This is a genomic window from Streptomyces sp. FH025 (assembly GCF_017427025.1).
Taxonomy (GTDB): domain Bacteria; phylum Actinomycetota; class Actinomycetes; order Streptomycetales; family Streptomycetaceae; genus Kitasatospora.
Genome location: NZ_JAFLNG010000259.1, coordinates 1 through 9809 on the forward strand (window position 1 = coordinate 1; position 9809 = coordinate 9809).

Genomic DNA, 9809 nt, shown 5'->3' on the forward strand with positions numbered 1-9809 from the left:
CGGTGCGCTCGCCGAGGTTGACCCGGCCGGTGCCCGGGCCGTCGCGGAACCAGGCGGGCCGCAGCACGGTGCAGTCCAGGGCCTCGCGCGACAGCAGGTTCTCGTCGGCCCGGCCCCTGGCCCGCAGGAAGGTCTCGACCAGGGGGTCGGCCGGGTAGCGCATGACGGGGTCGGCGCCCATCGCGGAGAGCATCACGAAGCGGCGCACGCCGGCGAGTTCCGCCGCGTCGGCGAGCGCGACGACCGCGTCGTGGTCGACCGGGTTCGCCAGCCCGGGGGCGTCTCCGAGCCCCGCGCCGGCGGCGAAGAGCACCGCCTCGGCACCGGCGAGGCGCTGTGCGAGTTCGTCGACGGTGGCGGTGGCGAGGTCCAGGACCACCGGCCGGGCTCCGGCGGCCCGGACGGCGACGCTCTGCTCCGGGCGCCGGATGAGGCCGAGGACCGGACGCCCCCGGTCCGCCAGCAGACGGGAGACTCCTCGGGCGACCCTGCCGTGGCCGCCGGCGATGACAACGGACATGCCGCGTACCGTACCGACCCGGGTGAGGCCGTGGGCGCCGCGTGTCAGGGGCCGTTGGTACGAAGAAGGCCATCACCTGCGCCGGACCACGGCCCGGGTCAACCGCCCGCCGCCGCCGTCGCACGGACGGACGTCGACCGTCCGGAGGAGGGCCTCAGCCGTGGGTCCGGCGACGGCGGACGACGCCGGCCTCCCGGGCGAGGTTGTCCGGGCCGCCGAGGAGGAGCACTTTGATCACGACGACCTTGCCGGTCAGGTCCGAGTATCGAACTCCCACAACTCCCATGTCCCCTTGCTCCTTTGGGCTACGCGATGGGCGTCGGCTGCGGTGGCGAGGTCGACACCAAGTCGTTCGACATCGACCTCGACAAGGGCAGCCCCGTGATCACCCTCCAGGGCGGCCAGCGCGACTTCCCGTACAAGGTCAGCAAGTCCGACCCGGAGGTCTTCTACGTCACGGTGCACACCAAGGCGCACGACGTCCGCTGGGACCTCTCGTTGGACTGGTCCAGCGGCGGCCGCCGCGGCACCGTCCGCGTCGACAACGGTGGCACCCCGTTCCGCACCAGCGCGGACGTCAACCGCCCCGGCTACGACTACCCGCTGGGCGGCGGCGAGTGGATCAAGCGCACGGAACAGAGTTAGGGCGGAGTGTCCTGTGGGCCCGACGAGACCCACAGGACACACCCCGTCCGACGCGGGGGCCAGGTGTCAGGAGCGGGCGGCGAGGGATTCGAGGGTCGGCACGAGGGCCGCGGGCGTGGGGAGTTCGGCGTTGGCGGCGCGGAGGCGGTGGGCGGCCTCGCGGAGGGCGGTGTCGCCGACCAGCCGGTCGAGCAGGGCGGAGTCGACGGCGTCGGAGGCGGAGCGCAGGGCGGCGCCGGTGGCGGTGAGGGCGTCGGCGTTGGCGAAGTGGTCCGCGCCCTGGGGGAGGAGCAGCTGGGGCAGACCGGCCTGGAGGGCGGTCAGCATGGTGCCCGAACCGCCGTGGTGGATCAGCGCGTCGGCGCGGCTGAGCAGTTCGTTGAGCGGGACCCAGGGCAGCGCGCGGACGTTGGCCGGCAGGGTGCCGAGCGGGGTGAGGTCGGCGTCGCCGACGGCGAGCAGGAAGTCCGCGTCGACCGAGGCCGCCGCCTCGACCAGCCGGACGACGGCCCGGACGCCGTCGATCTCGGCGAGGACGGTCCCCAGGGTGACGACGATCCGCGGGCGGTCGGCGTGCCGGAGGAACTCGGCCGGGACCAGTCCGCCGCCGTTGTACGGGATGTAGCGCATCGACAGGCCGGTCGGGTCGCCGCCGAGCGGGCCGAGGTTGAGCGCGGTGGCGGTGCCCGGGCCGGCCAGGCCGTGCTTCGCGTAGAGGTCGGTGGCGTGGGAGGCCAGCCGGTCGATCATCGGAAGACCGGGGGTGACCCCGAAGTTGTGCACCACCGACGGGATCTTGAGGCGGGCCGCCACCAGCGGGGGAGCGACGTGGAAGGAGTCGTGGACGAGCAGGTCGGCGCCCCACTCGCCGGCGGCCTCCAGCAACTGGTCGACGCCGGAGCGGGTGGCGTGCGCGAAGATCCCGGCCGCCATGTCGAAGATCTCTTCCTGCGTCTGGTCCCGGCTGACGTACTCGACCTTGCCGCCGAGCCGCTCCTCGAACAGCTCCCGCAGGGTCCGCCCGTCGCCGATCTCGACGATCGGGAAGCCCGCGGACCGGAGCGGTTCGAACGGGCGCCCGGAGGCGAACAGGACCTCGTGCCCGACGGCGCGCAGGGCCTGCGCGGTCGGCACCATGGGGAAGAGGTGACCGGCCGCGGCGGGGCCGGTGAAGAGTATGCGCATGGTCTTCTCCTCGCAGGTGACGCTAACAGGGCAGTCTCACCTCTCGAGTTGACGTTCGGTCAATTTGATTTGGATCACCATGCGCGGTAATCGGCCGTTTTGGAACGGGCCTTGCCACCGGGGCGGCGGTGTGCTCCGGGCGGCGGCGTCCTGGGTGCGGTCGATCACCAGGGCGGATGCCTCAACCGCACCGTGCGGTGCGGTCCACTCGTGCAGGAACCGTGAGGGCCGGAACTGTCCGCACCCGGCCACCGTCCAAGCAGTGAAGGAATGCGCCTGCCCGGGTCGAACACCCGGGGGAGTACGGAGGGCCCTGTGCAGTCAGGTGGTGCCGAACTGAACCTCGGATGCCCGCACGGCCGGCGCGGCGGAGCGGCGCCCGCGCCCGCCTGGTGGTCGCTGTCGGCGCCGGGTGTGACCGTCGACCAGCTCGACGCCGCCGAGCGCTGCGAGACCCTGCTCCAGGACACCCTGGACGCCCTGCGCCCGGTGCCGGTCTGGCAGGACGCGGTGCCCCGGTCGGGGTCGCGGCTGCCGCTCCCGGGGCGGGGTTCGGAGGTCCTCTGGTACGTCACCCTGGGCCGCGACCTGCTCACCGTCGTCTCGCAGGCCCGGCGGGCGGAGCTGGTGGGCGCGGTGGAACGGCACTGGCGGCGGAGCGGTTGGACGATCACCTCGGTGAACGCGTGCCGGGACCGCCTGGGAGTCGCCGCCGGCACTCCGGACGGCTACCGACTGGTGTTGAACGTCGGGGAGTTCGGTGAGATCGGGCTGGTGGCGGACTCGCCCGGCGTGGCCCGCTCGGAGCGGCTGGGCCGGTCGTGCGAAGAGGGCGGCATCGGCCCGGCGTCGCTGCCGTACGTGCACTGCCCGTACTGGAGCGCGCTGATCTGATCGGCGCTGGAGCGCGCTGATCAGATCGGGGCTTCCGCCGCCCGGACTTTTCGGGGCTCTTCTGGGGAGGCGTGGAGCGAGTCCCCCCGGACACGCTCCACGCCTCCTCGTCGCGCGGCTTCGGCGCTGCCGCTCCCCCCGACACCCCGGCTGTCCCGCCGATTCCCCCCTGGCAACGCCCTCCGGCGAGAGCGGTCCGCACAGACCCCGGCGAGTCCCCACCTCCGGGGACGTCGTTGGTCCAAGCTAACAAACCGCTTGGTTGGTTTGTCAATAGTCAGATCCACGAAAAATCCACAAACCTGAAGACCGGTCCGCCCGGCCGGAATGTGGCCCGACAGCCGCCGGGCCAGGCGGTTGTGGGCCCGTCAGGGCGCCGTACGGCTGCCGCACCCGCCCCGGGGTGTGCCGAGTGCACGGAAGCGCGCCGGCTTGGAATCCGACATTCCGAGCATCATGGCAGCACGCAGTGACACCGCGCGAACGCCGAGCGCAGCGATGGGCCGAACACCCTGGGAACACGCAGGGAACACCCCGGCGCACCCTGCGAACCGGCCCGAGCCGGGGCCGCGCCCCCGCTCAGCGCAGCAGCCGACGCTCCTTGGCCACCGCCACCGCGCCGGCCCGGGTGTCCACGCCCAACTTGTCGTAGATCCGCCCCAGATGGGTCTTCACCGTCGCCTCGCTGATGAACAGCGCCCGCGCGATCTCCCGGTTGCCCAGCCCCTGCGCGAGCTGCGCCAGGATGTCCTGCTCGCGCTCGGTGAGCTGCGGCGCGGGCGCCCGCATCTGCGCCATCACCCGGGAGGCGACCGGCGGCGAGAGCACCGTCCGGCCCCGCGCGGCCGCGTGCACGGCGGCGAACAGCTCCTCCGGCCGCTCCGCCTTCAACAGGTAGCCGGTGGCGCCCGCGGCGATCGCCCGGGTGATGTCGGCGTCGGTGTCGTAGGTAGTGAGCACCAGGACGTGCGGCCCGCCCGGGGCGGCGGTGATCCGCCGGGTCGCCTCCACGCCGTCGATGCCCTCGCCGAGCTGGAGGTCCATCAGCACGACCTGCGGCGCCAGCCTGGTGGCCAGCGCGACGGCCTCCTCCCCGGTGCTCGCCTCGCCGACCACCTCGATGTCGCCCGCGCTGGCGAGCAGCGCCAGCAGGCCGGCCCGCACCACCGCGTGGTCGTCGCAGACCAACAGCCGGACCGGGGTCGCGTTCATGGGTGCTCCAGGGGGATCGCGGCGGAGACGACGGTGCCCTCGCCGGGGGTGCTCTCGACGGTCAGCGTGCCACCCAGTTGCCGCAGCCGGGCGCGCATCGCCGGCAGGCCGTGGCCGCGCGTGCCGCCCGGGCGGGGCGCGGCGGGCTCGAAGCCCTGCCCGTCGTCGGCGATGTCCAGCACCGCCTGGTCGCCCAGGAACGACAGGGTGATCGCCGCGGTCGAGGCCCCGGCGTGCTCCCGGACGTTGGCCAGCGCGCCCTGGGCGATCCGCAGCAGCGCGGACTGCGCGGCGGCGGGCAGCGGGACGGGCGTGCCGTCCAGGTGGAAACGGACCGGCAGCCCGCTCTCCGCGGCCTCCCGCTCGGCCAGCGCCCGCAGCGCCCGGTCGAGGGTGCGGCCGTCGGCCAGTTCGGCCGGGGCGAGGTCGTGGACGAAGCGGCGGGCCTCGGCCAGGTTCCGGCCGGCCACCTCGGCGGCGGTGCGGACGTGGGTGCGGGCGGTCGCCGGATCGGCGTCCCAGGTGCGCTCGGCGGCCTGGAGCAGCATCTGCTGGCTGGACAGGCCCTGCGCCAGGGTGTCGTGGATCTCCATCGCCAGCCGCTCGCGCTCGGCCAGAGTGCCCTCCCGCCGCTCGGTGGCGGCGAGTTCGCGCCGGGTGCGGACCAGGTCGGCGATCAGCGCCCGCTGCCGGGCGGCCTGCCGGGCCATGAACAGGAAGACGCCGGTGGCCAGCGCGGCCACCGCGGGCGGCAGCAGCACCAGGGTGGCGTCCGCGCCGCCGGGCAGCCGGATCTCGGCGATCACCACCAGCAGCGTCAGCGCCGCCACCAGCGGGATCGCCGCCCGCGCGGGCAGCGCCCGCAGCGCCGTGTAGATCAGCGGGACGGCGCACCAGGCGAAGCTCGGCGCGAGCAGCACCAGCACCACCCAGAGCGCGACCACCAGCGCCAGCGGCCACCGGCGCGGTCGTCCCGGCGCGGCCGGGCGGCGGCGGTCGAGCCAGGAGGCGGCAGGCTGGGCGACGGCCAGCGCGGCGCTCAGCCCGATCACCCAGGGGATCCAGGGGCTTCCGGCGTGGTGGGTGAGGTAGCGGCTGAGCGCGGCGGCGAGCAGCAGCAGGAAGGCGGAGTCCAGCAGCAGCGCCAGCCGGCCCGCGTCCGGGTCACCGACGTCAGGGCCGCCGATGTCACGGCCGCCGACCGTCCGGCCGCCGCCCGGGCGACCGGTGGACGGGCGGGGCTGCGGCACGGGTGGCTCCTGGCGGTACGGGTCGGCCCGGGCGACGAGGGCTCGGTACGGGCTCGGTGCGGACGGCCGGCGCACTGACCTGCGCCGATCCCTCGATGGTGACCCGTCCGGCCCGGTCCCGCATCAGCCGATCGGTTGACGGCGCCGTCCTCCATCATGCCCGGACGGTCGCGCCGGACCGTCGATGCCGCGGGCCGGTACCCGGCCGGAGGATCGAAGCGGAGCCGGGCGGCCCGATCCTCCGCGGCGGCCCCCACACCCCGTTGACCCGCAGATCCGCTGAGGAGCCGACCATGAAGAAGACCTCCGTGCGCACCCGGGTGCTGACCGGCACCGTCGCCGCCGCCGCGCTCGCCGCCGCCGGCGTGGGCGCCGTCTCGGCCAGTGCCGAGACCACCGACACCCCGGCCGTCCAGGCCGCCACGAAGACCGACGCGCAGAACCGGAACCTCGCCGAGACCACCGGCCTGACCATCGACGCCGCCACCCGCGCCGCCCAGGCCGCTCTGGACGCGGCGACCAGGGCCGGCCAGCACGTCTCGGTCGCCGTGGTCGACCGGGACGGCGTCACCCGGGTCCTGCTCAAGGGCGACGGCGCCGGTCCGCAGGCCCCGGAGTCGGCCGAGCGCAAGGCCTTCACGGCGGTCTCCTGGAACGCCCCGACCTCGGAGCTGGCCAAGCGGTTGGCCCAGGCCCCGAACCTGAAGGACATCCCGGGCACGCTGTTCCTGGCCGGCGGTGCCCCGGTGCAGTCGAAGGGCGCCCCGGTCGCGGCGATCGGCGTCGCGGGCGCGCCCAGCGGGGACCTGGACGAGCAGTTCGCGCAGGCCGGCGTCGCCGCGCTGGCGAAGTGACGCGCTCCGGCCGGTCGGCCCGCCACCGCGGCGGCCGACCGGCCGGACGTACTTCCGGACGGGGTGCCGCCGCCTCCTCGTTCGGGTGAACACGGGGAGGGTCGTCGCAGAACAGGCGGTGACCCTTTGAAAAGCCGGTGTCGTTGTCAGTGCCGCGTGGCAGGCTTCCCGGTATGACGGCGTGGACCCTCAACGACATCGAACGTGCGATCCGCTCCTCCTGGGGCGTCGACACCTGTGCGCCCGAGGACCTGGCCCACTGGCGTCCCGACAATCCCGCCCGCGGCCAGTGCGGGGTGACGGCCCTCGTGGTGCACGACCTGCTCGGCGGCGAGCTGATGATGGGCGAGGTGTACGTCGACGGGGTCCGCACGGACCTCCACTGGTGGAACCGTTTCGCCACCGGCTTCGAGATCGACCTCACCCGCGAGCAGTTCGGGCCGGACGAGCTGGTCGGCCCCGGCCGTCCGGTCGCCCGCCCGGGCGGCCCCGGCCGGCTGCACGCCCAGTACGAGCTGCTGCGCCACCGGGTGGTCACCGAGCTGGAGCGCGGCGCCGCCACCGGCCGCCCCCAGCGGCCGGCCCGCGTCGCTTAGCCCGCGTCGCGCGGCCCGCGACGGGCCCGGCCGCCAGGCCGCCCGGGCACCGAACCGCGCCTGACGTACAGTCACCGGAAACGGACGGGTGGTTGCGACGACGGGAGTGCGCGGATGACCGGGACGACGACTGGCACCGGAGGGACCGGCGCCGGAGGGACGGTCGGCTTCGTGGGGCTGGGCGCGATGGGCCGGGGCATGGCCGGCAGCCTGCTGCGGGCCGGCCACGCCGTACGGGTCTGGAACCGCTCGCCCGAGCCGGTGGCCGCCCTGGTGGCCGAGGGCGCCGAGGCGGCCGGCACGCTCGCCGAGGTGTTCGCCGCCGACACGGTGGTCTCCATGCTCGCCAACGACGACGCGGTCGAGCGGCTGCTGCTCGACCCCGGGCTGCTGGCGGGCGCGAACGCGACCCTGCACGTCAACATGGCCACCGTCTCGCTCGCCCTCGCCGAACGCGCCGAGGCCCTGCACGCCGAGCACGGCATCGGCTACGTCGCCGCGCCCGTCCTCGGCCGGCCCCCGGTCGCGGCGGCGGGGCGGCTCAACATCCTGGTCGCGGGCGCGCCGGAGCTGCTGGAGCGGGCCGAGCCGCTGTTCGCGGCGATGGGCGAGCGCACCTGGCGGTTCGGTGACAGCCCCCGGCAGGCCAACACCGCCAAGATCGGCGCCAACTACCTGATCGCCTGCGCGATCGAGTCGCTGGCCGAGGCGTGCAGCCTGGCCGAGGCCCACGGCGTGCGGCCCACCGACCTGGTCGAGATGCTCACCGGCACGCTCTTCCCCGGGCCGGTCCACTCCGGCTACGGCGGGATGATCGCCGAACGCCGTTACGAACCGGCCGGGTTCAGGATGCCGCTCGGTCTCAAGGACGTCGGCCTCGCGCTGGAGGCCGGTGCCGCGCGCAACGTCCCGCTGCCGTTCGGCGGCATCCTGCGGGACGCCTTCCTGGACGCACTGGCCCACGGCGACGGGGACAAGGACTGGGCCGCCGTCGCCGAAGTCGCCCGCCGCCGGGCCGGGCTGCCGGACTGAGGCGGCGTCAGATATCGGAAGCAGGGGTGGAATATCCGGCACGCGGTGTGTGCTCGAACCTCCGTCCGCAGTACCCGACTGGGGGAGTACCGATGTCCGATGAGTCGTTCCACGCCGGGGCGTCGCGCCGTTTCCTGTTCCTGGACGCGGGCGCGCGCCTCGGCGGCAACACCGAGCAACTCGCCAGGCTGGCCGCCGAGTCGAGCCTTCCCGTCGGCGCGGAGCAGCGCTGGCTGCGCCTCGCCGACCACCCGCTGCCGCCCTTCCAGGACCTCCGGCACGTCGGCGACGGCGTCTTCCCCGAGCCGGAGGGCCACGAACGGACCCTGCTGGAGGCCACCCTCGCCGCCACCGACCTGGTCTTCGTCGCGCCGCTGTACTGGTACACGCTGCCGACGCCCGCCAAGCTCTACCTGGACTACTGGGTGGCCTGGCTCCGGGCGCCCGGAGTGGAGTTCCGGGCCCGGATGGCCGGCAGCACCCTGTGGGGCGTCACCGTCCTGGCCGGCCGGGACGCGGCCGCCGATCCGCTGGCCGACACGCTCCGACTGAGCGCCGAGTACATGGGGATGCGCTGGGGCGGACTGCTGCGCGGCAACGGCAGCCGCCCGGGGGACGTCCTGAGCGACGAGCGGGCGCTGGTCGAGGCGAAGTCCTTCTTCGCGGACTGAGCTCCACCGCTTCCACCGCGCCTGAGCTCCACCCGGCCGGGGGGCGACGGTTTCAAGCCAGGGAGCGCCGTGCGCCACGGCCCCCCGGGCGTGTACCCGTCACCTCCCGGTCGTCTTTGGGTGCAGAGCAAAAGCCTTACCGAAGGACGGAGTTGGGCGATTCGGGCACCGTCGCCCCGGGAGTGACCCGCAGTGTGGCACCCGCCTTCCGGAGTGGCCGGATCGTTCGGTAATCTCCGTCGGACTTTCAGCTTCGCGGGGGGTTACGCGGCGTCTGCGGCCGCCCCCTCGCGCCCGGGCCTCGCCCGGACACTTCCGTGAGGTCTCCTTGTCCATACGTCGCAGTTTCGCCCTGGCCGGCGCCGCCGCGCTCGCGTCCTCGCTCGTGCTGGCCGGCGCCCAGGGCGCCATGGCCGTCGGTACCACCGGCGCCCCGTCCGCCGCCGCAACGGCCGAGAAGACGGCACACCGCAACCTCGACCTCTCGGTGCGAGGCGTTCCGGACACCTTCATCGCCGGCGGTGACTCGCGTGAGTTCACCTTCCGGATCGACAACTCGACCAAGCGCGAGTTCGTCGCCCTCCCGCTGCTCAAGTTCAAGAACAAGGCGGGCTCGCTCAAGGCGAAGGACCTCAAGCTCGACTACCAGCTGCCGGCCGGCCTGCCCGGCGGCGGCACCTGGAAGACCGCCGTCGTCGCACCCGGTGGCGGTGACGGCGACGACGACGCCGTGCTGATGTTCCTCGGCCCCGTCACGGGCGACGGCAACCCGGCCGACGACGCGCTGCTCTACGTCGCCCAGGGCAAGCACATCGACATCAAGGTCCGCGCCTCCTTCACCAAGGACACCCCGCTGGGCAGGGCCGGTGTCGTCCCGGTGGTCTTCTCGGCCGATGCCGACGACGAGAACGACCACGGCCACTTCAGCTGCGACGGGATCAAGGGCGCCG

12 protein-coding genes are annotated in these 9809 nt (G+C 74.2%); 7 read left to right on the forward strand and 5 right to left on the reverse strand.

Going from position 1 to position 9809, the window contains the following annotated elements; genetic code table 11:
• Positions 1-520: NAD(P)H-binding protein (locus J0670_RS19260; RefSeq protein ID WP_207812866.1), on the reverse strand; the 520-nt coding region annotated here is incomplete at its 3' end.
• A gap of 154 nt (positions 521-674) precedes the next feature.
• Positions 675-806, reverse strand: coding sequence for a hypothetical protein (locus J0670_RS39970; protein ID WP_279383037.1), 132 nt, complete (start codon positions 804-806; stop codon positions 675-677).
• Positions 807-820: 14 nt separating this feature from the next.
• On the opposite strand from J0670_RS39970, the gene J0670_RS19265 reads away from it, so the two are divergent.
• Positions 821-1165 carry a hypothetical protein gene (locus tag J0670_RS19265; RefSeq protein ID WP_374223127.1) on the forward strand — a complete coding sequence of 115 codons (345 nt, stop codon included), beginning with the start codon at positions 821-823 and terminating at the stop codon, positions 1163-1165.
• 66 nt (positions 1166-1231) lie between these two features.
• Here J0670_RS19265 and J0670_RS19270 read toward each other — a convergent pair whose 3' ends face one another.
• Positions 1232-2350, reverse strand: coding sequence for a glycosyltransferase (locus tag J0670_RS19270; protein WP_207812867.1), 1119 nt, complete (start codon positions 2348-2350; stop codon positions 1232-1234).
• Between the two features lie 315 nt (positions 2351-2665).
• Between J0670_RS19270 and J0670_RS19275 the strand changes: the two genes are divergently transcribed.
• Positions 2666-3244, forward strand: coding sequence for a hypothetical protein (locus J0670_RS19275; protein ID WP_207812868.1), 579 nt, complete (start codon positions 2666-2668; stop codon positions 3242-3244).
• 579 nt (positions 3245-3823) lie between these two features.
• Here the strand turns inward: J0670_RS19275 and J0670_RS19280 are convergent.
• Together J0670_RS19280 and J0670_RS19285 are read right to left on the reverse strand one after the other, a co-directional pair.
• On the reverse strand, positions 3824-4456 hold the full coding sequence (locus J0670_RS19280; protein WP_207812869.1) for a response regulator transcription factor: 633 nt from the start codon (positions 4454-4456) through the stop codon (positions 3824-3826).
• Positions 4453-5643: a sensor histidine kinase gene (locus J0670_RS19285; RefSeq protein ID WP_307806586.1), complete on the reverse strand. Its 1191-nt coding sequence runs from the start codon at positions 5641-5643 to the stop codon at positions 4453-4455. The genes J0670_RS19280 and J0670_RS19285 overlap by 4 nt, the downstream gene beginning before the upstream one ends.
• Before the next feature lie 356 nt (positions 5644-5999).
• Here J0670_RS19285 and J0670_RS19290 point away from each other — a divergent pair, with 356 nt between their 5' ends.
• The 5 genes from J0670_RS19290 to J0670_RS19310 form a co-directional block, all read left to right on the forward strand.
• Complete coding sequence (locus J0670_RS19290) at positions 6000-6560, forward strand: heme-binding protein (RefSeq protein WP_207812871.1); 561 nt, start codon at positions 6000-6002, stop codon at positions 6558-6560.
• A 173-nt stretch (positions 6561-6733) separates the two neighbouring features.
• On the forward strand, positions 6734-7156 hold the full coding sequence (locus tag J0670_RS19295) for a hypothetical protein (RefSeq protein WP_207812872.1): 423 nt from the start codon (positions 6734-6736) through the stop codon (positions 7154-7156).
• A 114-nt stretch (positions 7157-7270) separates the two neighbouring features.
• On the forward strand, positions 7271-8188 hold the full coding sequence (locus J0670_RS19300) for an NAD(P)-dependent oxidoreductase (protein WP_207812873.1): 918 nt from the start codon (positions 7271-7273) through the stop codon (positions 8186-8188).
• 92 nt (positions 8189-8280) lie between these two features.
• Positions 8281-8859: a flavodoxin family protein gene (locus J0670_RS19305; protein ID WP_207812874.1), complete on the forward strand. Its 579-nt coding sequence runs from the start codon at positions 8281-8283 to the stop codon at positions 8857-8859.
• A gap of 328 nt (positions 8860-9187) precedes the next feature.
• On the forward strand, positions 9188-9809 hold a 622-nt coding region (locus J0670_RS19310; RefSeq protein ID WP_207812875.1), incomplete at its 3' end, for a hypothetical protein.

Excerpts from the sequence above, each read along its gene's own strand:
- J0670_RS39970 (WP_279383037.1), bottom strand. The coding sequence starts at position 806 with ATGGGAGTTGTGGGAGTTCGATACTCGGACCTGACCGGCAAGGTCGTC.
- J0670_RS19305 (WP_207812874.1), top strand. The coding sequence starts at position 8,281 with ATGTCCGATGAGTCGTTCCACGCCGGGGCGTCGCGCCGTTTCCTGTTC.
- J0670_RS19270 (WP_207812867.1), bottom strand. The coding sequence starts at position 2,350 with ATGCGCATACTCTTCACCGGCCCCGCCGCGGCCGGTCACCTCTTCCCC.
- J0670_RS19280 (WP_207812869.1), bottom strand. The coding sequence starts at position 4,456 with ATGAACGCGACCCCGGTCCGGCTGTTGGTCTGCGACGACCACGCGGTG.
- J0670_RS19300 (WP_207812873.1), top strand. The coding sequence starts at position 7,271 with ATGACCGGGACGACGACTGGCACCGGAGGGACCGGCGCCGGAGGGACG.
- J0670_RS19295 (WP_207812872.1), top strand. The coding sequence starts at position 6,734 with ATGACGGCGTGGACCCTCAACGACATCGAACGTGCGATCCGCTCCTCC.
- J0670_RS19290 (WP_207812871.1), top strand. The coding sequence starts at position 6,000 with ATGAAGAAGACCTCCGTGCGCACCCGGGTGCTGACCGGCACCGTCGCC.